The sequence below is a fragment of the Ruegeria sp. HKCCA6837 genome, assembly GCF_013034475.1.
Lineage (GTDB): Bacteria > Pseudomonadota > Alphaproteobacteria > Rhodobacterales > Rhodobacteraceae > Ruegeria.
This window is the reverse complement of sequence record NZ_WQGD01000004.1, coordinates 250,640-273,075: the sequence shown is the minus strand read 5'-3', so window position 1 is coordinate 273,075 and position 22,436 is coordinate 250,640. Positions and strand designations below refer to the sequence as shown.

The 22,436-nt window shown below is 54.1% G+C and carries 24 protein-coding genes, 1 tRNA gene and 1 pseudogene; 18 read left to right on the top strand and 8 right to left on the bottom strand.

All coding sequences use genetic code 11. The features are described 5' to 3' along the window. The 5 genes from GOV91_RS08815 to rfbA form a co-directional block, all read left to right on the top strand. Window positions 1–816: hypothetical protein (locus tag GOV91_RS08815; protein ID WP_217352022.1), on the top strand; the 816-nt coding region annotated here is incomplete at its 5' end. A 337-nt stretch (window positions 817–1,153) separates the two neighbouring features. Continuing rightward, the gene (gene rfbC / locus GOV91_RS08810; protein ID WP_171235224.1) at window positions 1,154–1,723 is read left to right on the top strand and encodes a dTDP-4-dehydrorhamnose 3,5-epimerase; all 570 of its coding nucleotides are present in this window, start codon (window positions 1,154–1,156) and stop codon (window positions 1,721–1,723) included. After that, window positions 1,720–2,760: a dTDP-glucose 4,6-dehydratase gene (gene rfbB, locus GOV91_RS08805; protein ID WP_171235211.1), complete on the top strand. Its 1,041-nt coding sequence runs from the start codon at window positions 1,720–1,722 to the stop codon at window positions 2,758–2,760. Before rfbC ends, rfbB begins: the two co-directional genes overlap by 4 nt. Beyond that, a complete protein-coding gene (gene rfbD, locus GOV91_RS08800) occupies window positions 2,757–3,620 on the top strand; it encodes a dTDP-4-dehydrorhamnose reductase (RefSeq protein WP_171235210.1) in 864 nt (287 codons plus the stop codon). Before rfbB ends, rfbD begins: the two co-directional genes overlap by 4 nt. A gap of 18 nt (window positions 3,621–3,638) precedes the next feature. After that, window positions 3,639–4,505, top strand: a complete 867-nt coding sequence (gene rfbA / locus GOV91_RS08795; protein ID WP_171235209.1) for a glucose-1-phosphate thymidylyltransferase RfbA — start codon at window positions 3,639–3,641, stop codon at window positions 4,503–4,505. Window positions 4,506–4,538: 33 nt separating this feature from the next. Here rfbA and GOV91_RS08790 read toward each other — a convergent pair whose 3' ends face one another. Further along, window positions 4,539–5,402: a glycosyltransferase family 2 protein gene (locus tag GOV91_RS08790; RefSeq protein WP_171235208.1), complete on the bottom strand. Its 864-nt coding sequence runs from the start codon at window positions 5,400–5,402 to the stop codon at window positions 4,539–4,541. 650 nt (window positions 5,403–6,052) lie between these two features. Here GOV91_RS08790 and GOV91_RS08785 point away from each other — a divergent pair. Next, a complete protein-coding gene (locus tag GOV91_RS08785) occupies window positions 6,053–7,318 on the top strand; it encodes a glycoside hydrolase family 99-like domain-containing protein (RefSeq protein WP_171235207.1) in 1,266 nt (421 codons plus the stop codon). 135 nt (window positions 7,319–7,453) lie between these two features. Next, a complete protein-coding gene (locus tag GOV91_RS08780; protein ID WP_217352021.1) occupies window positions 7,454–8,731 on the top strand; it encodes a glycoside hydrolase family 99-like domain-containing protein in 1,278 nt (425 codons plus the stop codon). Between the two features lie 209 nt (window positions 8,732–8,940). Here GOV91_RS08780 and GOV91_RS22695 read toward each other — a convergent pair whose 3' ends face one another. After that, a complete protein-coding gene (locus GOV91_RS22695) occupies window positions 8,941–9,093 on the bottom strand; it encodes a hypothetical protein (RefSeq protein WP_254440631.1) in 153 nt (50 codons plus the stop codon). A gap of 86 nt (window positions 9,094–9,179) precedes the next feature. Further along, window positions 9,180–9,254, bottom strand: a pseudogene (locus GOV91_RS22885) (hypothetical protein); the annotation flags it as partial. A gap of 43 nt (window positions 9,255–9,297) precedes the next feature. Here GOV91_RS22885 and GOV91_RS22880 point away from each other — a divergent pair. Further along, complete coding sequence (locus tag GOV91_RS22880; protein WP_171235205.1) at window positions 9,298–9,837, top strand: ATP-binding cassette domain-containing protein; 540 nt, start codon at window positions 9,298–9,300, stop codon at window positions 9,835–9,837. A 351-nt stretch (window positions 9,838–10,188) separates the two neighbouring features. On the opposite strand, the gene GOV91_RS08765 is transcribed toward GOV91_RS22880, so the two are convergent. From GOV91_RS08765 to GOV91_RS08755, 3 genes are all read right to left on the bottom strand, one after another. Next, the gene (locus tag GOV91_RS08765) at window positions 10,189–10,374 is read right to left on the bottom strand and encodes a hypothetical protein (protein ID WP_171235204.1); all 186 of its coding nucleotides are present in this window, start codon (window positions 10,372–10,374) and stop codon (window positions 10,189–10,191) included. 386 nt (window positions 10,375–10,760) lie between these two features. After that, window positions 10,761–10,837: transfer RNA gene (locus GOV91_RS08760), tRNA-Pro, on the bottom strand. A gap of 108 nt (window positions 10,838–10,945) precedes the next feature. Beyond that, a complete protein-coding gene (locus GOV91_RS08755) occupies window positions 10,946–12,061 on the bottom strand; it encodes a class I SAM-dependent RNA methyltransferase (RefSeq protein WP_171235203.1) in 1,116 nt (371 codons plus the stop codon). Between the two features lie 297 nt (window positions 12,062–12,358). Here GOV91_RS08755 and GOV91_RS08750 point away from each other — a divergent pair, with 297 nt between their 5' ends. Genes GOV91_RS08750 through nqrF form a run of 6 tightly spaced genes read left to right on the top strand, consistent with a single transcriptional unit; the run spans window position 12,359 to window position 18,231 of the window. Then, window positions 12,359–13,702, top strand: a complete 1,344-nt coding sequence (locus tag GOV91_RS08750) for a Na(+)-translocating NADH-quinone reductase subunit A (protein WP_171235202.1) — start codon at window positions 12,359–12,361, stop codon at window positions 13,700–13,702. 5 nt (window positions 13,703–13,707) lie between these two features. Beyond that, window positions 13,708–14,916: an NADH:ubiquinone reductase (Na(+)-transporting) subunit B gene (locus GOV91_RS08745; protein WP_171176840.1), complete on the top strand. Its 1,209-nt coding sequence runs from the start codon at window positions 13,708–13,710 to the stop codon at window positions 14,914–14,916. Then, window positions 14,909–15,736 (top strand): Na(+)-translocating NADH-quinone reductase subunit C, encoded by an 828-nt coding sequence (locus tag GOV91_RS08740; protein WP_171176842.1) that lies wholly within the window; start codon window positions 14,909–14,911, stop codon window positions 15,734–15,736. The genes GOV91_RS08745 and GOV91_RS08740 overlap by 8 nt, the downstream gene beginning before the upstream one ends. Continuing rightward, complete coding sequence (locus GOV91_RS08735; RefSeq protein ID WP_152460184.1) at window positions 15,736–16,389, top strand: NADH:ubiquinone reductase (Na(+)-transporting) subunit D; 654 nt, start codon at window positions 15,736–15,738, stop codon at window positions 16,387–16,389. Before GOV91_RS08740 ends, GOV91_RS08735 begins: the two co-directional genes overlap by 1 nt. Beyond that, window positions 16,389–16,997, top strand: a complete 609-nt coding sequence (nqrE, locus tag GOV91_RS08730; protein ID WP_050603817.1) for an NADH:ubiquinone reductase (Na(+)-transporting) subunit E — start codon at window positions 16,389–16,391, stop codon at window positions 16,995–16,997. The genes GOV91_RS08735 and nqrE overlap by 1 nt, the downstream gene beginning before the upstream one ends. A gap of 10 nt (window positions 16,998–17,007) precedes the next feature. Then, window positions 17,008–18,231 (top strand): NADH:ubiquinone reductase (Na(+)-transporting) subunit F, encoded by a 1,224-nt coding sequence (gene nqrF / locus GOV91_RS08725; RefSeq protein WP_171176844.1) that lies wholly within the window; start codon window positions 17,008–17,010, stop codon window positions 18,229–18,231. 56 nt (window positions 18,232–18,287) lie between these two features. Here nqrF and GOV91_RS08720 read toward each other — a convergent pair whose 3' ends face one another. Beyond that, entirely contained in the window at window positions 18,288–19,301 is a 1,014-nt protein-coding gene (locus GOV91_RS08720) for an NAD-dependent epimerase/dehydratase family protein (protein WP_171176846.1), read from the bottom strand. Between the two features lie 184 nt (window positions 19,302–19,485). Between GOV91_RS08720 and GOV91_RS08715 the strand changes: the two genes are divergently transcribed. Then, window positions 19,486–20,250: a metallophosphoesterase family protein gene (locus GOV91_RS08715; RefSeq protein ID WP_171176848.1), complete on the top strand. Its 765-nt coding sequence runs from the start codon at window positions 19,486–19,488 to the stop codon at window positions 20,248–20,250. Between the two features lie 2 nt (window positions 20,251–20,252). Here GOV91_RS08715 and GOV91_RS08710 read toward each other — a convergent pair whose 3' ends face one another. Next, window positions 20,253–20,777 (bottom strand): CBS domain-containing protein, encoded by a 525-nt coding sequence (locus tag GOV91_RS08710; RefSeq protein ID WP_171235201.1) that lies wholly within the window; start codon window positions 20,775–20,777, stop codon window positions 20,253–20,255. A gap of 124 nt (window positions 20,778–20,901) precedes the next feature. On the opposite strand from GOV91_RS08710, the gene GOV91_RS08705 reads away from it, so the two are divergent. From GOV91_RS08705 to nqrM, 3 genes are all read left to right on the top strand, one after another. Beyond that, window positions 20,902–21,087 (top strand): hypothetical protein, encoded by a 186-nt coding sequence (locus GOV91_RS08705; protein ID WP_171235200.1) that lies wholly within the window; start codon window positions 20,902–20,904, stop codon window positions 21,085–21,087. A 66-nt stretch (window positions 21,088–21,153) separates the two neighbouring features. Beyond that, entirely contained in the window at window positions 21,154–22,179 is a 1,026-nt protein-coding gene (locus tag GOV91_RS08700) for an FAD:protein FMN transferase (RefSeq protein WP_254440624.1), read from the top strand. 14 nt (window positions 22,180–22,193) lie between these two features. Then, window positions 22,194–22,430, top strand: a complete 237-nt coding sequence (gene nqrM, locus GOV91_RS08695; RefSeq protein ID WP_171094920.1) for a (Na+)-NQR maturation NqrM — start codon at window positions 22,194–22,196, stop codon at window positions 22,428–22,430. Window positions 22,431–22,436 lie beyond the last annotated feature (6 nt).

Sequence of the window (22,436 nt, the reverse complement as noted above, 5' to 3'; positions counted from 1 at the left end):
GGATGGCAGGCCCTGCAGGCCGAAGCTGATGTCAGTGGCTTCCGGGTGCTTTGGCGGAAAAACGATGGCACTTATAGTGAATGGACCGTGGACGCGACCGGTCAATACGTCAGCGGCAAAGTTGTTTCCAACGTTGTAGATGTCGAGGTGTTCTACAACGTCGATCTGAACGGTGACAACACGATCGGTCACGTGACAACAGCGATCGAGTCAAATGGCGCGACGACACTCGGCTCCTCAACACGTGGTGCCTATGTGATCGATGGCACCATCGATCTGACCCGAAACGGGGCAGACGCCGGCCCCAACAGCTATCCCGGATGGCAGGCCCTGCAGGCCGAAGCTGATGTCAGTGGCTTCCGGGTGCTTTGGCGGAAAAACGATGGCACTTATAGTGAATGGACCGTGGACGCGACCGGTCAATACGTCAGCGGCAAAGTTGTTTCCAACGTCGCGAATGTTGAAGCCTTTTACGGTGCCGACATTGATGGCAGCGGTAGCATCGGTAATGCACTGCCGAGGCTGGCAGCGCCTACTTCGCCGGAACCAAGGCTGGTTTCTATCGACAACGCAATCGATGTTTCCGACTGGGACGAGAGCTCCGACCATCTGAAGTTTATACCTGAATTAAGCATCGATGAAGACGTTGAAGACGCTTACACACTGGTCGAAATGCTCAATGCCCGTGGCCCAGGGCTTCCCGGTTTCGAGGGCCAAGATGAGTTGACATGGTTTAGTCTTCCCAAGATCGAAGACAAGGAAGACTTCGACCTGGCGCTTGCAGCCCTGTGGGAAGAGGACAGCTTCCTTCTGTAATTGGCCACTGTGCTGGAAATTGCTGAATCTCTTACGGCTCAGCGATTTCTTCCCGTTTATTTGGTATCTCCGAAGCCACGAGATGCTCGGTCAGCATGAAGACTCTGCCTGAGAGGTCGGTGCCATCTTGCAACAGCGCTATCCCCGCGACCTAATTTTTGCTGACCGTCAAACTTAGCAAACAGCGGCCTTAACTTGAGCGACGAAAAAAACGCCGCAACCAAGGCCATACAGCCAAAAATTGCCGATTATTGAATATGGCATGTGGCGAAACCAGGCCACATGTGACATAGCTCTTGAGACCTAAAGACTACTTAAAGAGAAGAAATTGGCATCGATGGAAATAGTCGCGCTTTCCATTCCGGACGTGAAGTTGATTACCCCGAGGCGCTTTGGCGATCATCGCGGGTTCTTCGAAGAAACCTACAATGTAGACAGCTTTGCCGCTGCCGGGATTACCACCCAGTTTGTTCAGGACAATCACTCGCTCTCAAGCGCGATGAACACAGTGCGGGGGCTGCATTTCCAGTCCCCACCCCGTGCCCAGGCCAAACTGGTGCGCTGCGGGCGAGGCAGGCTGTTCGATGTGGCGGTGGACATTCGAAAAGGGTCTCCAACCTTTGGTAAATGGGTTGGTGAGGAGTTGAGCTTTGAAAACGGGCGGATGCTGTTGGTCCCCGCAGGTTTTGCACATGGCTTCGTGACCTTGGAGCCGGATACCGAGATCGTCTACAAATGTTCCGACACCTATGCACCTGAGACAGAAGGTGCTGTCCTTTGGGATGATCCTGAAATCGGAATTGACTGGCCAAGCAGTAACTCAACCCCCCAGCTGTCCGAGAAAGACAAGATTGCGCCTTGCCTTCGTGATTTGGAATCCCCTTTTGTTTTTGAGGCTGCTCAATGAAAATTCTTGTCACTGGTGGGGCTGGGTTTATTGGCTCTGCCGTTATTCGACGCGCTATTGTAGACGGACATTCCGTCGTGAATGTTGATGCGCTGACCTATGCTGCCTGCCTGGATAATGTTGCTTCGGTTGCCCAATCACCGGCTTATGCTTTTGAACATGCAGATATCCGCGATGCCGCGGCAATGTCCGCTATCCTGGACAAGCACCAGCCCGATACAATCATGCATCTGGCTGCAGAAAGCCATGTGGACCGTTCAATCGATGGGCCAGCTGCCTTTATCGACACAAATATTACAGGTACTTACGTCTTGCTGGAAGCCGCGCGCGCCTATTGGCAAAACGCAGGCCGGCCAGAAGGTTTCAGGTTCCACCATATTTCAACGGATGAGGTCTTTGGGTCTCTGGGAGCGACTGGCTTTTTCACCGAAGACAGCCCATATCAACCAAATTCGCCCTATTCCGCGTCGAAAGCGGGGTCGGATCACCTTGTACGCGCCTGGCGGGAAACCTATGGCCTGCCTGTTGTTTTGACGAATTGCTCTAACAATTACGGGCCCTACCAATTCCCGGAAAAGCTGATCCCCGTGGTGATCCTGAATGCCCTGTCCGGGCAACCAATCCCGATTTACGGGAAAGGCGACAACATTCGCGACTGGCTGCATGTCGAAGATCATGCCGAAGCACTGCTGTTGGTGCTGGACAAAGGCGAACTTGGTCGCAGCTATAATATCGGCGGTGAAAACGAGATGACCAATCTCGACCTCGTTAGGATGCTGTGCAAAATCCTGGATCGGCTGAAACCGGGCTCTGCGCCCTACAGCGATCTAATCACGTTTGTCACGGATCGCCCGGGTCACGATCGCCGTTATGCCATCGACCCGACCCGTATCCGCGAGGAACTGAACTGGCGCCCGTCATACACTCCTGAAACCGGGCTTGAACAAACTGTTCAGTGGTATTTGGATAACACAGACTGGTTGCAGGCCTTACAGGCACGCAGTGGTGTAGGTGAGCGATTGGGGACCGGTCGATGAAAGCACTGGTTTTTGGCCATAGTGGTCAGGTGGCGACCGAACTGCGCCGCCGTGCACAATACCATGATGTCACGGTTGAGGCTTTAGGTCGTGCAGGGGCGGATTTGTCCAATCCTTCGCAATGTGCGGACGCTATCCGAGGTACTGATGCCGACGTCATTATCAATGCGGCGGCATACACAGCAGTGGATAAGGCCGAAGAAGACCTCGATCTTGCGCAACTTATTAACGCAGACTCGCCCGGAGCAATGGCGCGCGCAGCAACGGCACGGCGCCTGCCCTTTCTGCATATCTCAACGGATTACGTATTCGGCGGATCTGGCACAACCCCTTGGACAACCGATCACCCTACAGCACCTTTAGGCGCTTACGGCAAAACCAAGTTGGACGGAGAACGCCAGATCGCTCAAGGGGGAGGATGGCACGCCATTCTGCGAACAAGTTGGGTGTTTTCGGCCCATGGGAATAATTTTGTCAAAACCATCCTCAGACTTGCCGAAACCCGCGACATATTGACAATTGTTGCTGACCAGATCGGCGGACCAACACCCGCGGCTGACATTGCCGATGCTCTTCTTGTTATGGCGAAAAGCAAAGCAGGCACTGAAGGCGGGCTATTTCATTTTTCCGGCGCTCCTGATGCAAGCTGGGCAGATTTCGCGCGCGAGATCATTTCGCAGTCAGGCATGACCACACAGGTCGAAGATATCCCGACGGCAGACTACCCTACCCCAGCCCCTAGACCACTAAATTCGCGTCTGAACTGCGATCGACTGAACGCCGTGTTTGGAATTGGCAGGCCGGATTGGAAAGCCGGTCTGAGCGACGTATTGCGCGAGCTGAATTCAGCGACCGGCTGAACCGTGAAAGGACAGAGCATGCAAAGAAAAGGCATTATTCTAGCCGGTGGTTCCGGCACCCGGCTTTATCCGATCACCATGGCGGTTTCCAAGCAGTTGCTGCCGATCTACGACAAGCCGATGATCTTCTACCCGCTTAGCGTTCTGATGCTAGCGGAGATCCGCGAGATTGCCATCATCACAACACCTCAGGATCAGGAACAGTTCCAACGTATGTTGGGCGATGGCAGTCAGTACGGACTGTCGATCACGTGGATTGTCCAGCCATCCCCAGACGGTCTGGCGCAGGCCTATACCTTGGCCGAGGATTTTCTGGCTGGTGCCCCATCGGCACTGATTTTGGGGGACAATATATTCTTTGGTCACGGACTACCTGGGCTGCTTTTGGAAGCGGAGTCAAAGAAACAAGGCGGGACTGTTTTTGCCTATCGCGTTGCCGATCCCGAACGCTATGGAGTGGTGGATTTTGAAGGTACCAAGGCACGCGCGATCATCGAGAAACCCGAAGTTCCCCCATCGAGCTATGCGGTGACAGGGCTATATTTTCTTGATGGAGATGCTCCGGCCCGCGCTCATGAAGTTCAGCCGTCAGAGCGTGGGGAGCTGGAAATCACATCGCTTCTGGAGATGTACCTGCAGGAAGGTCTGCTGGATGTGCAGACCATGGGGCGCGGATTTGCATGGTTGGATACCGGCACGCATGGCTCTCTTTTGGATGCAGGCAACTTTGTTCGGACCATTGAAGCACGTCAGGGTATGCAGACCGGGAGCCTCGACGAAATCGCATGGGCGAATGGCTGGATCGACAATGCAGCCCTTGAAGAGCGCGCGCGTCTCTTCGCCAAATCCACCTATGGGACCTATCTGAAGAAGTTGCTCGACTAGAATGAGAATCCCGACGCGTAGTTGGGGGTACGTTCAGGTCTCCGTAGGCTTAAAGGGAACCGGATGAACGTCACGGCTCTGCCAGACGCCGCGCAAAAAAGAGCATTGCTTTGAACGTTTTCTTGCTGAAAACAAAACGACCGGAGACAGCATTTGCAAAAGAGCAGACGCAAGCGCTCGGCTGAAGGCAAAGGGAACCTTGTGTTTTCGGGCCACGTACACTCTGGACTGTCCCATAAACAAACCCTTTAACCCGGCGACCGCGGCGCTGCTGGGTGAAGACGTGCCTTGAACATGCGTCACTTGCGCATCGTGAATATAATATAAGGGCCCGCAATCCGCTTTGAGCCGAAGGCTTAGGTCGTCGTCTTCGTGGTATAGGAAGATTTCAGGATCAAACCCGCCGACAGCTTCAAAAGCAGAACGACGAACCAACAACGCTGCGCCAAGAAGAACGGGAAGTTCCAGATCACCTTCAGCTGTTTTGGAGCGCAGCGATTCACTGCGCGGTGTGATGACGCTGGAACGACGGAAACTTGGTTTTCCGGATTTACTCAAGATCCTCGGGTTAAAAGCCGATGCGGATGGATAACGATCTGCTCCTGCCTGCATGGCCTCCAACGCGCCCGGCAACAGTCTCGAATCCGGGTTCAAAAACAAAAGCAAATCGGTCTGTGCGTGTTCGGCACCCAGATTACAGGCCGTGCCAAATCCGGTGTTTTTCGCGTTCTTCAGCAAAACAGCCCCGTGCGCCTGTGCCAGTTGCTGAACTGCGTTCACATCATCTGACGCGTTGTCCACCAAGATCGTGCGCACGCCATCCGGGATGGAGCTGAGCATTTCGGGCAAAACACCACTGCTGTTAAAACAAACACTTATGATCGTAATCTGTGACAAACGCGCCTGCTGCCTTGTTTTGAAAAGGTGTACGGTTCGTGATCTTAAACACCAGTCTGGTCAACCCCATTTCTGTCCCGTCACCTTTTTAACCGCTATTTTGAGAACCCAAAACGGTCTTGAGCGAAGCCGAGTTGTATATCTACACCCGTCGTTTCCGAAATGTTGCTTGCATCGCGCCAAATTGATGAAACTGTTGGCGATAATGCGCGCAGCTAACCACTAGGGCCTTGGAATGCTGCAGTGCAGACATTGTTGCTGCTGAATATCTGTGCGAAGGTGTCGGAGGTTCTTCATGGGCATCAGGAGGCGCCAAATGGAGGCGGAAACTTACTTTCAGAGTCTGGGATTGCCGAATGAACCCAAAAGATATAGCAGCCACATTCAAATTAATATCAGCGTCACGGAAGTATTGTTGTGAGCGGAAAACACACCTACGAAAACGGTCTCTACTTGCTGATTCTACCCGTTCAGCAACTCGACAAGGACACGATAGAGCTGAGGACAAACATGAAAGCGGATCTTCTCCTTTCCGAAGATATTGACCTGCATTCTACAATCGGCGAGGTGGCCTCTAAAGCGGTAATTAGATCAGTACCTTTGACCAATAAGAAAAAGAAATCGCCTAGGCGTTTGGAGTGCATGAATTGATGGCCACGAAAACCTTCGATCGTGAGTTCGAAAACATCCGAACGATTGCTTTTTACTTACCGCAATATCATCCAATTCCGGAGAACGACCAATGGTGGGGCAAAGGCTTCACCGAGTGGACCAACGTAACGAAGGCGAAGCCGGTTTTTACCGGGCACTACCAGCCGCATTTCCCAAGCGATCTGGGCTATTATGATCTGCGGGTACGTGAGACGCGTCATGAGCAAATCGCCCTGGCCAAAGCCAACGGGATTGATGGATTCTGCTATCACTACTATTGGTTCTCGGGAAAACGCCTTCTTGAACGTCCTGTCGACGACATGCTGGCAGACCCTGAAAGCGATATACCGTTCTGTCTGTGCTGGGCAAATGAAAACTGGACCCGGCGTTGGGACGGACACGAGAACGAGATCCTCATCGCGCAAGAATACCAACCCGAGGATGACCTTGAGTTCATCAAATCGATCGAACCCTACTTTCGTGATCCACGTTACATCACTATAAACGGTGCTCCGATCCTGATCGTTTATTGCCCTCAACACCTGAAAAATGCGCGAAAGTCTGTGCAGGTTTGGCGTGAATACTGCGCGTCTGTGGGAATTCCCAAGATTCATCTGACATGTGCGCTTACTCACCGAAATTGGGACTACGCCTCTTTCGGATTTGATTCCGGCGTAGAATTCCCCCCGCATGGCATCAACGTGCCAAACCTTTCGGCAAAGGTGGATTTGCACGATGATTTCCAAGGGCTCTGCGTCGACTTCTCGGCAATTGCAGAGCAATACCTTGGTCACAACTATGGGCCGGAAAACAACGTTTACCGCTCGGTTTTCCCGTCATGGGACAATACAGCCAGACGTAAGGAAAACGCGATGGTTGTGATGAACGGGACCCCCGAAAACTATGAATTCTGGCTGTCACGCGCTTTGCGCCAAACTACTCAGGACTTTCCCGGTCAGGAGCGTTTGGTTTTTGTAAACGCGTGGAACGAGTGGGCAGAAGGCTGTCATCTGGAGCCCGATCGTGAATATGGGCATGCGTTTTTGGAGGCTACTCAGGCCGCGCTTCGTGGGTCAAACATGACGCGTTGGACCCATGTGGGCATACCTGAAAAATCACGCCGCAACAAATCCACCAAGGGATCTGCAAAACGTCTTCCTTACGGTGCGCATAAATCATTGCCCAAACGGGCGTTTCGTCTTTTGCGTGACACGGTCAGCGGTCGGTTGTTCAAAGAGTGGTTGGCGGAGGTCCGTACAAAATAACAAACACAGGAGATGAGTTTTTAAAATTCAACGACTGTGCACATGTTGCTGAGAAAGCCTGGATCGGACCAATCCGAAACATATAAGGCGCTCTCATTCACAGACGGCTAGAGGCGCTTTAGTACGAGAATATCAATGCCTATCAAAGATACTGTGCTTTTCTATCTGCTGTCCGCAGCATCAAAATTCAGCCCTCCGCTTTCATCACGTACAGCGCGGCGGTTTCGAAATTCGGCAAAGAAAAGAGACCCAAGACGAACAGATAGCTCCTATCAGCAGCGGGGACGACAGGGGTTTGAAGGTATTGGTCGGGCCGATGAGTTTGTTCCATTCGATCCACAGCCCAAGCCCGAACCAGCAGTACGGGCAATTGCGCACTATTTGCCCCAGTTTCATCCATTCAAAGAAAATAACGAATGGTGGGGCAAGGGTTTCACGGAATGGACTAATGTTGGCAAGGCCGTCCCGAACTTTCCGGGTCACTACCAACCGCATTGTCCCATTCATTTGGGTTATTACGACTTGCGGGTAGCAGAGATCATGGTCGAGCAAGCTCGGATAGCAAAAGCATACGGGATCGGCGGCTTTTCCTATTACTATTATTGGTTTGCCGGGAAGACCCTGATGGAAGACCCGTTAGAACAAATGTTGGGCAACCCTGACGTTGACATGCCCTTCTGCCTGACCTGGGCCAACGAGAACTGGACCCGGCGTTGGGACGGGCGCGAACACGACGTGCTCATTGGACAGAACCACTCGATCGAAGATTCAGTGAACCTTCTTCGGCACATCCGTAAGTATATCGAGGATCCTCGATACATCAGGATAGACGGAAAGCCCGTGTTCATTGTGTATCGTGCAAACATTATTCCAGATATCCGGGAAACGACCAATGCCTGGCGGCAAGAGGCGCAAAGCTGGGGTGAGCAGGACCTCTATCTCGTCGCGGCGCAGACCTTTGACATAGGGAACCCCGAGGACTTAGGCTTTGACGCGGCTATGGAATTCCCCCCGCATCAGGTTAAACGCACGGACATCACAGATGAAATGGGCGTTTACAATCCCGAGTTTACCGGTGCCATTTTAGATTATGACGCTGTAGTGGATGCCGAGCTTACCAAGAGCGAACCAGAGTACAAGCTGTTCCGGTCTTCTACCCTTTCATGGGATAATACTGCCCGCAACCAGGACGCACCGCGCATAATGGGCAGGTTCTCGATTGAAGCCTACAAACGCTGGACAACCCATTTGGCCAGTCAAGTTCTTGAGCAGGAAAAATATAGCGCCGATGAAAAGATCGTTTTCATAAATGCTTGGAATGAATGGGCGGAAGGAACGCATCTGGAGCCCGATCAGAGGTATGGTTTTGCGTATCTTCAAGCAACTTATGATGCGCTTCCCAAGAAACAATGAGCCTGCTGGGTTCACTCGAATGCCCAGAAAGCCTAATTCGTAACCCGCGTATCTTCGAAAGTCACAGGTGTTTGGGGTTCGAAGGACATGGCGTTCGAGACGTCCAAAGCTTGCAGCTTGTTACTCTCAATTCTCATTATTTACTTTACGATACAAGCCTAGGGCCCCGAACTTCGGTCAGGGCACATCAAAGTCTAAAACGGCCTTGCTCATCTGGGTGCTGTTAACGCGGCTTCCAGATTGCCCAGCAAAATAGACGCCATATCCACAATTATTACCCCATCTACCGCTGTGACGTTTGTACCCGTGTCGTATGTGACGTTGTCCTTGGTGATGCCGGACAAATCTGAGTTTTCATCCAAGAATACACATTGCAGATAGGGTGCTGAAGGTTGCCAACAACCACTTGAAGGATTTCAAGCGCATCTAGAGCGTTCACTGCGCCGTCTTGGTTAACATCGGCAGCAATCAGATTCTCTGCTGTTGCGGGCCAAGCTCGAATTACATATCGGAACCTAAACACGCATATGGTGGCCGAAAGCTAACGACCAGAAGGTCGTACGTGGGTGAACCGGCTGTCGTTAAAAGGGTTAATCTCTTTCAAAAACGCGCATTTCTCATATCCGGATCAAAGTGTCGCCGCACGGGGAGGCATCTGTTCTACGATTGAGCCTGGCGAAAAGGTTGCAACCCTCGGCCAAATCGGGTGCGGGAAGAGCACAATTGCACGTCTGCTTTTGGGGTTTTACACGCCCCGCGTCGGATCGGTCGCCCTTGACGGGCTGGACATCCGCCAGATCGACCCCGGTGACGTACACCGCATATCGGCTCAGTGTTACAAGTCGTTTGGCTTTTCTCGTGGTCAGTCAGGGACAACATCGCCAGCGACGCAATCCGACCGAAAGACTACGACCTTATCGAAGCTGGTCGTACATCTGGAGTTGAAGACTTCGTCATCAAGCATCCAAATGGATATGATCTTCAATTGGCTGAGTATGGAGAAGGGCAAGCCATTGCACTTGCCCGGGCTCTCGTTGGACACCCACCAGTCCTTTTGTTGGAAGAGCCGATCAGCGAAATTGATTTTCAAACCGAAGCTCAAGTAATCCAACGTTTGAAGAAGACCGCTGCTGAAACCACGATGGTAATAGTGACACCCCGGACTAGCTTGCTGGTGCTGCTTGATGGGGTCCTCATACTTGAAGACGGTGAAATTGCGGCAGATGCTTGTTGACACAACACGCGCGTCAAAGCAGGAGACACCTGAATGCTGCGGCATCCTGGTCTAGCTGCACTGGCGCGCGAAATATAAGGGCGCTCCCCTGTTCGCGGTTCACTGCTGTTGTTGGTAATCCTGTCGTGCTTGGTATCGGCCATTGTTTGGGTACATTTAACCGAGCTTGACGATGTGACACGCGTAGACAGTCGCATTGTTCCGTCTGGAGACATCCAAGTGATCAATGCAACCAGCCCTGCATCGCCTCTGCTACGAACTCGGGGCCGTTTTCGGATCGGATATACTTTGGGGAACCATGGCGCAGCAGGAGCGGATGGAGCGCTTCAAGAACAACGTCGGCACCCATCTTGGTGCGCACTGTCACCGCCAACGCCTGCTGCGTAAACTCATCGCGAACGGTCAGCATCTTGTAGGTCTGCCGTTGCTGACCTTGTCGTGTATGAAGTCGACAGCGCTGAAATGGTTCGGATGCGTGGGCCTCAAGCGGATGATTGAGCTGTCCTTGTTATTGAGGCGCTTGCGTTTCTTGTGGCGCTGCGGAAGCTGCAGCCCTTCCTCGGCCACAGCTGCTCGACTTTTCTTGTGATCGGCTCGCCAACCCTCGGCGTGGAGCAACTTCGTAATCTTGCGATAGCCACGTCGATCGTATTGCTTCGCTAACCTGATGATTGCCAACCGCACCCCATCGTCACCACTAGTAGCTGGTCGGTATTGCAGGGAGCTCCGCGCGATGCCGATTACGAGGCACGTCCGTCGCTCAGACGTCGCGAGCCTCTGGGCGCCTTGTTTCATTGGTCGGAGTGAGAGGATTCGAACCTCCGACCCCTGCCTCCCGAAGACAGTGCTCTACCAGGCTGAGCTACACTCCGACCGTGGCGGGTGATCTATACCCGGCGGTTCCGATGCGCAAGAGGATTTTGGGGCTTGGACATGGGAAATCGTTGGCGGAATAGGGCACGGCAATTTGATAATCGGAGTCAGCCGAGTGGATCCGTTTTGTACAGGCGAATTTTTGTGCCGCCATGGTCGACCACCGGGCCTGGCGCCAATAGTGGAAGACGGGTTGACCTAGCCAAGGAAGCAGAACTGGTCACTATTCCAACTCTCCAGCCCTGAAACCGGCTCATCAGGGCTTTGCCCAGTGCACCATAGACTGAACGCAGGCGCTTTTCATCCCCGATACGTGCTCCATAGGGCGGATTTACAATAACCAGGCCTTCAGGGCCTTCGGGAGGTTTGATGTCGCTGACAGATCGAGGTTGAAAGCACGTTACGTGGCTGACCTGCGCCCGGTCGGCGTTTGCGATAGCCGCTTCAACGGCACCCGCGTTCCTGTCCGAACCGCAAAAAGTCAGTACATTTTCTTTTTTGGTATCGCTTTCGCGCATCGACTGCCACTGATCGCGATCAAAGCCAGCCAGGTCTTCGAATGCGAAGCTGCGCGATCGGCCGGGCTGTAATCCTAGCGCAATTTCAGCAGCCTCAATTACAAAAGTACCCGACCCGCACATCGGGTCGAGTACAGGCTCTTCCCCTGTAAACCCACATTCTCTCAGGAACATTGCGGCCATCGTTTCTCGCATCGGGGCTTTGGCAATCGCCTCCTTGTGCCCGCGCTTATGTAAAAGCTCGCCCGAACTATCGACAGACAAAGTGCAAATGTCTTTCTCGATGCGCAGCAAGACCCTGAGACCAGCCTCAGAAGAGATTGGAGCGCCCAACGTCTCAGAGATTGCGCGCTCAATTCTTTGCCGGGCGGCCCCTGCGTGGTAAATCCGGGATTTACGGCTGGTAGCCTCTACCTTTACCGGAATGTCGGAACGCAAGAACGCGCCCCAGGGAAATTTGCGGGCGCGTTTGTCCAGCTGAGCCAGATGCACCGCTGGGAAGCTACCCAGACGCACAAGAACCTTGTTTGCGCCCCTTAAGGTCAAATTGGCGCGCCAAACTTCTGACCAGGACCCGCGACACGTCACACCACCGCGAACCGCTTTTGCTCCGGCGAATCCGTGCGCCTGCACCTCAGCGCATAGTGGTGCTTCCAGGCCGGGTGTTGCGATCAAAAAAATGTCGAGGTCTGTGTTTTTTTCCATTCGAGTTGCTTACACCGGAAGTACAGCGGGTGCGACACGCTTTTTTGCGGCTGAAATGTTTCAGTTTGCCGGGGAAATAGCGGGAATGTGTAGTCCCAAGATAACTTTTGGCGGTAACAGGTTTGCGTTTAGAGGCATCCCCGCGTAAAGGGTCCATGATCGGAATAACGCCAGCGGATTCTGGACGCATTTTGACGCTTTTGCGACGAATGGTAAGAATTTCCGCGGTATTGCATGACCCCGAAAGGGCGTCGACAATGCAGGCGCAGCAAAAAAGGCTTGGAAGAACGTAGCAACATGCAAACTTTCAAACTGAAAAAAGGGTTGGATCTGCCGGTTGAAGGCGCTCCTGACCAGACCATCCATCCGGGGCCGGAGTACAAGACTGTCGGTGTGTTGGGGGGTGACTATATCGGCCTGAAGCCAAAGATGTTGGTACAGGAAGGCGACGCGGTGCAGCGGGGGGCTCCGTTGTTCTGTCATAAAGATGCGCCAGATGCGATGATGGTTGCGCCTGTCAGCGGCAAGGTTGTCGCCATCAACCGCGGTGCCCGTCGTGTTCTGCAAAGCGTCGTGATCGAAGTGTCGGACGCAAATGACACAGGAGTGGATTTCTCTGGCGTCGGCGATGCGGATACTGCTGAGGGCGTGACTGCCAAACTGTGCGCAGCTGGTTTGTGGACCGCGTTTCGCACACGGCCTTATTCGAAAATGCCTGAGCCGGGCAGCGCACCGGCTGCGATTTTTGTCACCGCTATGGACAGTGATCCGTTGGCGGCAGATGCGGCGGCTGTTATTCAAGAAGCATCCGACGCGTTCACTGCCGGCCTGAATGCGATCAGCAGGCTGACCGAGGGTGCGACGTACCTCTGCCAAAAAGAGGGTGACGCGATCCCCGGCGCAGACGTGAACGGCGTGGAAACCGCAGCATTCTCGGGGCCCCACCCTTCGGGCCTGGCGGGAACTCATATTCATTTTCTTGAACCCCTTACGGGAGACAAGCAGGTCTGGACCATTGGCTATCAGGACGTCATTGCCATTGGCCGACTTTTGCTGACTGGTCATCTTGATCCGAACATCGTGGTCGCTCTGTCTGGTCCGGGGGCGCGTCAGCCACGTCTGGTCCGTACCGTTATGGGCGCATCCACGGATGATCTTACACGTGACGAGGTGAATGTCGACGGAACACCTCGGATCATTTCCGGCTCGATCCTGTCAGGTCAGCACGCAGATGGCCCGACGGCCTATTTGGGTCGTTTCGCACGTCAGATCAGCATTATCCGAGAAGATCACGACCAAATTCCGATGGGTTGGATTCGCCCAATGCCCTCGAAATATTCGGTCCAGCCGGTATTGGGATCGGCATTCGCCAAAAAACTGTATGCCTTCACGTCCAACTTGAACGGTGGACGTCGTGCGATGGTGCCGACCGGAGTGTTCGAAGAGTTGATGCCGCAGGATTACCTGCCCACACAGCTACTGCGCGCCTTGTTGGTGATGGATACCGACACCGCCCAAGCCTTGGGCGCATTGGAGCTGGACGAAGAGGATCTGGGTCTTGTGGGCTTTGCCTGTCCGGCAAAATATGAATACGGGCTGGCGCTGCGCGACTGCCTGACCAAGATTGAAAAGGAGGGCTGATCCAAATGGGTTTGCGCAGCTTCTTCGATCGGATCGAGCCGAACTTTACCAAGGGCGGCAAGTACGAAAAGTATTTCCCCATCTACGAGATGGTCGAAAGCTTTATCTACACTCCGAAAACTGTGACCACCGTTGCCCCTCATGCACGGTCTTACGTGGATATGAAGCGGATCATGACTTATGTCGTGATCGCAACGATCCCCTGTATTCTGTGGGGGATGTACAATACCGGCTACCAAGCCAATTCGGCTATTGCCACGCTTGGGCCTGACTCGGCCACTGGTTGGCGTATTGCCATTCTGCAGACATTTGGCATCTCGCTGAACCCGGAAAGCATTTTTGCCAACGTCATGCACGGGCTGATGTATTTCCTGCCGATCTACATCGTCACGCTGGTGGCTGGCGGCATTTTCGAGGTTATCTTCGCAACTGTGCGCGGGCATGAGGTGAACGAGGGTTTCCTCGTTACATCAATGCTCTACACGCTGATAATGCCTGCAACCACGCCGCTATGGCAGGTCGCATTGGGTATCATCTTCGGGGTCGTGATCGGTAAAGAAGTGTTTGGTGGAACAGGCAAGAACTTCCTCAACCCGGCACTAGTTGGACGCGCCTTCCTTTACTTCGCCTATCCCGCACAGATGTCAGGAGATGCGGTTTGGACCCCGGTTGACGGATTCTCGGGCGCAACTGCACTGGCGGTCTCGGCTGCGGACGGCGTTCAGGCTCTGGCCGCTGAAGGCATCACCTGGTCAAGCGCGTTCTTCGGACAGATTCAGGGCAGCTTTGGTGAGACATCGACGCTGGCGTGTATGATCGGTCTGGCCTTCCTGCTGACGACAAAGATCGCCAATTACCGCCTGATTGTAGGCTGTCTGGCCGGAACAATCGGCTTTACCCTGCTGCTGAACCTCATCGGATCGGACACGAACCCGATGTTCGCGATGCCTTGGTACTGGCACATCGTACTGGGCGGTTATGCCTTTGGTCTGGCCTTTATGGTGACCGAACCGGTTTCGGCCAGCCATACCAACGTAGGTCGCTATATCTATGGCGCGCTGATCGGTGTCATGGTTGTGATGATCCGCGTGATCAATCCGGCTTTCCCCGAAGGTATGATGCTGGCAATTCTGTTCGGAAACGTCTTTGCACCGCTGATCGACTATTTCGTTGTTCAGGCCAACATTAAACGGAGGGCGCGTCGCCATGTCTGATACGCAATCCCCTGACAACAACGACGCTCCAAAGGGCGCACTGGCCAAGTTTCTGGCAGCTTCGCCAGATTCGGTTGGCAAGACGATCTTCATCGCCGTTGCCGTTTGTCTTGTCGCCTCGATGGTTGTCTCTGCAGCCGCTGTTAGCCTGCGCCCGGTGCAGGAAACCAACCGCCTGAAGGACAAACAGGTCAACGTTCTGCAAGTTGCGGGCGTTTTTGAACCCGGCATCGATGTGACCGAAGCCTTTGCCGCCTTTGAGCCGCATGTGCTGGAACTGTCCACCGGCGACTTCGTCGATGATCAGTTCGACCCGGCCACCTTCGACGACATCGCCGCCGCCAGCGACCCTGAGCTGAGCGTTGCGCTGGACGATGACCCCGCTGGTATTGGTCGCAAGTCGAAATACCGCGTGATCTATCTGCTGCGTGACGACGCAGGCGATCTGGACAAGGTGATCCTGCCGCTGCACGGCTATGGTTTGTGGTCTACGCTCTACGGCTTTATCGCTTTGGAAAACAACGGCAACGATATCTACGGTCTGCAATTCTATCAGCACGGTGAAACCCCTGGCCTTGGGGCCGAAGTGGACAACCCACGTTGGAAAGCGCTGTGGAACGGAAAGAAGCTGCGTGATGATGCGGGTGATCTGCAAATCACCGTTGCCAAGTCCCAGCCTGCTGCCGGACCGGAATTTTATATCGATGCTCTGGCAGGGGCGACACTGACCTCAGTTGGTGTCGATAACCTGGTGAAATTCTGGATGGGCGACGCGGGCTATGCTCCGTTCCTGGCCAAGCTGCAAGCAGGAGAGTTCTAATGTCTCAGACCAAGAAAGAGATGCTGGTCGACCCGCTTGTCGACAACAACCCGATCACCTTGCAGGTGCTGGGCATCTGTTCGGCACTGGCGGTGACCTCGTCGCTGCAGGTGTCGATGGTGATGGCGCTGGCGGTTATTTTCGTGACCTCGTTCTCGTCCTTCTTCATCTCGTGCCTGCGCAACCAGATTCCCGGCTCGATCCGGATCATCGTGCAGATGGTAATCATCGCCTCGCTGGTGATCCTGGTTGACCAGATCCTCAAGGCCTACGCGTTCGAGATCTCGAAAACCCTGTCGGTCTTCGTCGGTCTGATCATCACCAACTGTATTGTGATGGGCCGCGCCGAGGCGTTTGCGATGAAGAACCCTCCGGTCGCGTCCTTCATCGACGGGATGGGCAATGGGATGGGCTATGGCCTGATCCTGCTGTTGGTTGGCTTCATTCGTGAGTTGTTCGGTGCCGGGTCGCTGTTCGGCGTTACCATACTGGAGACCGTCAACAACGGTGGCTGGTACGTGCCCAACGGCATGTTGCTACTGCCACCGTCGGCGTTCTTCATCATCGGTCTGATCATCTGGGCGTTCCGCACATGGAAGCCGAACCAGGTGGAAGAGCGTGAATACAAAATTCAGCAGGTAGAGGCCCACTGATGGAAGGTCTGATCTCACTGGCCGTAAAGGCCATCTTTGTCGAAAACCTTGCGCTCAGCTTCTTCTTGGGGATGTGTACCTTCATCGCCGTTTCGAAGAAAATCTCGACTGCGCTGGGTCTGGGTATTTCTGTCATGGTCGTGCAGGCCATCACCGTTCCCGCCAACAACCTGCTGCTGAACTATCTGCTGAAGCCGGGTGCGCTGGCGTGGGCTGGTTTCCCGGATGTGGACCTGACCTTCCTTGGCCTGATCTCGTATATCGGCGTGATTGCGGCGATGGTTCAAATCCTTGAGATGGTTTTGGATAAGTACTTCCCGCCGCTTTACAACGCGCTGGGGATCTTCCTGCCGCTGATCACCGTGAACTGCGCCATCCTGGGCGGCTCGCTGTTCATGGTGGAACGTGACTACAACTTTGCCGAGGCCGCAACCTATGGCCTGTCTTCGGGCTTTGGTTGGGCGTTGGCGATCACTGCGATGGCGGGTGTTCGCGAAAAGCTGAAATATTCGGACATTCCCGACGGCCTACAGGGTCTGGGCATCACCTTCATCACCGCAGGATTGATGGCCATGGCCTTCATGTCCTTCTCGGGCGTGAAACTGTAAGGAGGCGTCAATGGAAACCTTTACCCTAGGCGTAGCTCTTTTCACCGTCATCGTTCTGGCACTGGTGGCCGTCATCATGGCCGCCCGGTCCAAGCTGGTGTCGACCGGCAACGTGAACATCACCATCAACGGCGAGAAAACCATTTCCGTACCCGCAGGCGGCAAATTGCTGCAAACGCTGGCGGCCGAGAAGCTTTTTGTTCCTTCGGCTTGCGGCGGCGGTGGCACCTGCGCGCAATGTCGGGTGCGCGTGCATTCGGGTGGTGGGTCGATCCTGCCCACTGAGGAAAGCCATATCACCAAACGCGAAGCCTCGTGCGGTGACCGACTGTCCTGTCAGGTGGCCGTGAAACAGGATATGGACATCGAAGTCCCGGAAGAGGTCTTCGGCGTCAAGAAATGGGAATGTACCGTTCGTTCGAACGAAAACGTTGCAACCTTTATCAAAGCACTGACCCTAGACTTGCCGGAAGGCGAGGATGTGAACTTCCGCGCCGGTGGCTACATCCAGATCGAGGCCCCCGCACACCAGTTGAAATACACCGATTTCGATGTGGAAGAGGAATACCGCGAGGATTGGGATCGCTTCAATCTGTGGCAGTATGAGTCGGTTGTCGCGGAACCGATCGAACGGGCCTATTCGATGGCCAACTACCCGGATGAAAAAGGCATGATCATGCTGAACGTCCGTGTGGCTTCGCCGCCTCCGGGCTCGGAAGGCATCCCGCCGGGTCAGATGTCATCCTACATCTTCAACCTGAAACCGGGTGACAAGGTTACAATCTCGGGTCCGTTTGGCGAGTTCTTCGCGCGTGAGACCCAAAAAGAGATGGTGTTCATCGGTGGTGGTGCCGGCATGGCCCCCATGCGAAGCCACATCTTCGACCAACTCAAGCGCCTTGAAAACCGCGATCGCAAGATCAGCTTCTGGTATGGCGCGCGGTCGAAGAAAGAGATGTTCTTTGTCGAGGATTTCGACCAACTGGCCGAAGAGTTCGACAATTTCGAATGGCATGTCGCGCTTTCGGATGCGCAGCCCGAGGATGACTGGAAAGGCTATACCGGATTCATCCATAACGTCCTGTTCGAAGAATACCTCAAGAACCATCCCGCGCCAGAAGACTGCGAGTTCTACATGTGTGGTCCGCCCATCATGAACCAGTCGGTCATCAACATGCTGCTGGATCTGGGCGTGGATCGTGAAGACATCATGCTGGACGATTTCGGCGGTTAATAATAGAAAAACCGGCGCAGCCAGCGCCGGTTTTTTCATTCAACTTTTAGCCAACGCTATTTTCCGTAGTAATCCCGATACCAGGAAACGAACTGGGCTATGCCATCTTTCAGGTCCGTCTGTGGACGGTAATTGGTCAACCGCTGCAACAGGCGGTTGTCAGCCCATGTCGCATGAACGTCGCCCATCTGCATCGGCATAAAGTTCTTGATGGCCGTCTGTCCAACCGCCTCTTCGATGGCTTCGATGAAGTCCATCAGACGCACTTTGTCACCATTTCCGATATTGACGATGCGATAGGGCGCAACCGTTGAAAGGCTATCGCCATCCTCGATGTCTTCACGGCTGGCAGGCCGGACCGGGGGTACATCGATCAGCAATCTGATCCCGCGCACCAAATCTTCAACATGGGTGAAGTCCCGATACATGTCTCCGTGATTGTAAATGTCAATCGGACGGCCTTCGAGAATGGCGGCCACAAACTTGAAATAGGCCAGGTCGGGCCGACCCCAGGTGCCATAGACCGTAAAAAACCGAAACATCGTGGTCGGCAGATTCCACAGATGCGCATAGGAATGCCCCATCGCCTCATTCGCCTTTTTGGTGGCAGAGTAGATGGTCAATTGCGTGTCCGCTTTTTCCGTTTCGGTAAACGGCATCTCTTCGTTGGCACCATAGATGGACGAGGTCGAAGCCATCAACAGATGTCCGACCTCATGCTGGCGCGCGATTTCCATCACGTTGAACGTGCCAACGACATTAGATTCGATATAGCTGCGGGGGTATTCGAGGCTGTGCCGAACACCGGCTTGGGCCGCCAAGTGGACGATGACATCGGGATGGAATTCCTCCGCCACCTGCACCAGCCGGTCATAGTTTTCCAATCGATCCTCGGTCGCGGTAAAGCCCGGGGTTTGTAGCAGGATCTGATGCCTACGCTGTTTAAGCGTCACATCGTAATAGTCGGTCATCCCGTCATAGCCATGCACCTGAAACCCTTCTGAAAGAAGCAGCTTGGCCAGATGGAACCCGATGAACCCCGCAGAGCCCGTAATCAAAACCCGTTTCATAAAACCCTCAGAACGCACCACGAAATCACCGTTGACCGAAAGACTTTGTTTCGCGCCTGAGATCAACGTTTTTCGACCACTTTGAAGGTCATATCGGACAACACGAGGGTGTTGGTCAACACTTTGCCGGTTCAATCAGATGTTCATTGCCGCCATTTGCTCGGAAGGGTAGGGATCAGGGCGCATGGTTACGAAATGGATCAAATCACGGTTCAACCGTTCGGCGCGTCCAGCGACCGAAACAGTGTCTTGCGACATCTCCCCCGGCACGCGCGTGACAGCGGTGGGTGATATTCATGGCCGCCTGGATCTGCTGCACGCGCTTTTGCCTCGTCTAGACGATCAAGATCCATTGGTTTTTGTTGGCGACTATATCGATCGTGGTCCGAACAGTGCTCATGTTTTGCGCCATTTGCTTTATCTGAGCCAAGCGTCAGGTGGACGAGTTCATTGCCTTCTTGGCAACCACGAAGAGATGCTGTTGCGTTTTGTAGATGCCCCAGAGGAATACGCCCCGATTTGGTTTCGAAATGGAGGCGTACAAACGCTTGCCTCATTCGGCCTCAAGCTGACCCCAGACAAAGAAGACACTCAGCAAGCGAAAGAATTGGCAGATGGCCTGCGTCAAGCGATGGGTCAAACTCTGCTTAACTGGCTGTCCGACCGACCGCTGACCTGGACTAGTGGAAACGCTACATTTGTTCACGCAGCGTTGGACCCACGCCAATCGCTCGAAGCCCAGGATCGCCAGATTTGTCTTTGGGGACATCCAATGTTCCCAAGACTGCCGCGCAGCGACGGGCAATGGGTGGTGCACGGCCACACAATCGTAGATCACCCCCGTGTCAGAAATAGGGTATTGTCAATTGACACGGGCGCTTTTGCCTCGGGCCGACTCACGGCAGCTGAAATTCAGGACGGCAGTATCAGGTTCCTTTCGACTGGCTGACCTTAGCCGACGATCATCTGCTTCATGCGCAAGGCTTCATATTCCAGTTCTTTCAGGCGGAAATGAACGACGTCTCCGATAGTGATAACGCCACACAATTTGCCGTCACGCAGCACGGGCATATGACGAAAACGACCTTCGGTCATGGTCTTCAGAACATCGTTCAGCAGATCGTCGGTTGTACAGGTCTTAACCTCTTTGGTCATCAGATCTTCGACGGATTGAGGTAAGGTCTGTCCGGGTGTGTCCGCCATACGCCGCACGATGTCGCGCTCTGACAGAATGCCTTGCAACGCACCGTTCTGATCCGTCACCAAGACGGCACCGATCCGCTTTTCCTTGAGAATGTTGACGACAGAATGAATCGTCTCGTTGGGGCGGACGGAAAACACATCGCCCCCTTTGCCCTCAAGCAGTTTGTACACTGCTGTCTTTGACTGCGCAAGATTGGACCCGGTCGTTTGGCTGTACGTTGTCTTTTCCTCTTTGTCACCGCGCATCGGTGCCTGGTACGAGGTTGGGGCCATGGGCAATCTCCTTCTTCGATCTTGCAATATCTTTCCCTTTCACCTTAGCGCAGCTAAATGACCTGTATAGGGTGCAATTGCTCGAATGAGTGGATTCCGTGGTCAGCAAAGGACGATCAAGCTTGTGAGTGAACTCTATCTTACCCCTCCGGTGGCCGCTTTGATCTTCTTTGCGGTTGTCGTATGCGGTCACAACTTTCGCATGGCCTGGAAACAACAGGCCGCGGGGTGGCAGAAGCGAGCGTGGCTGTTCGGGGTTCCGGCTGGGGTTGGGCTTTTGGCATTGGGTTTTCTGCCGTTAAAGCTTTGATGCCGATTTGACTCTGACAATGGTCACTGGCATATGCCGGGCACAGAAATTCCCGGAGCTCGCCCCATGCGTCTTTTGCCTTTTGTGGCCCTTGTTGCCCTTCTTTCCGGCTGCTTTTTGGACAAGGAGCCCGAAGTGGTCCGGTTGTCCGGTGAAACGATGGGGACAACCTTCAATATCACTGCCATAGGCGAAGATCTGGACGAGACCAAACTTGCGGCCTCGGTCGATGAGACATTGGCTGAGGTAAACGCGAAGATGTCGAACTGGGACCCGAATTCCGAGGTCTCTGTCTTTTCGGCGTCGGCCAGTACAGAGCCAATGACTATCTCAAACGAATTCGCTTTGGTCATCGCTGCTGCCAACGACGTGCACGAAAAAACCGGTGGAACTTTCGATGTGACCCTTGGCCCACTGATCGAATTATGGGGGTTTGGCCCTCGTAAGCCCGAAGATCCGGTGCCATCTGATGCTGACATCCAAGCCGCGTTAAACGGCGTCGGCCAAAGCCGTCTGCTGACGCTGGATACCGAAGCCGGAACTCTTGCGAAATCTGACGCCAGCGTCGGTATCAATCTGTCTGCAATTGCCAAGGGATATGGCATCGATGCGGTTGCCGAAACCTTAAGGGACGCCGGAATCGAGAATTACCTGGTTGAAATTGGTGGTGATCTGGTCGCCATGGGTCAGAACGAAAAGGGCGAAGCCTGGCGCATCGGCATCGAAAAACCGGAAACGGGCAGTCAGAGCATTCAGCTGATCGTGTCAGTGAATGACCTGGGCATGGCCAGCTCGGGCGATTACAAGAATTTCTTCGAACAGGGCGGCGTGCGCTATTCGCATATCATCGATCCGACGACGGGACGCCCGATTACGCACCGGACAACCTCTGTCACTGTTTTGGCCGAAAACGCGATGATGGCCGATGCCTGGGCCACCGCGATGCTGGCTTTGGGTCAGGAAAAGGGCCTGAAACTGGCGGAAGAGCATGAACTTGCCGTGTATTTCATCTCGCGGGATGTGACAGGCGGTGAAGAAGCTTATATTACTGCCCATAGCACCGCGTTCAAAGACGCGCTGGAATCGAACTGACTGGTGGAGCTGAGATGAGCACTTTTATTCTGGCTTTTATTCTTCTCGCCCTCGTCATGGTGGGTATGTCACTCGGCGTCATGCTGATGGGCAAGACCATCAAAGGCAGCTGTGGTGGTCTGAATGCAATCTCGGGTGCTGATAAATGCGTTGTCTGCCAAAAGGACGTGGATCCCAACAGCCCGCTGCGCGATCAGCTGCAATGCAAGCGCGCCAAGAAGATGCTGGAGCAGATGGAGCGTCAGGCCTGAAGCAAA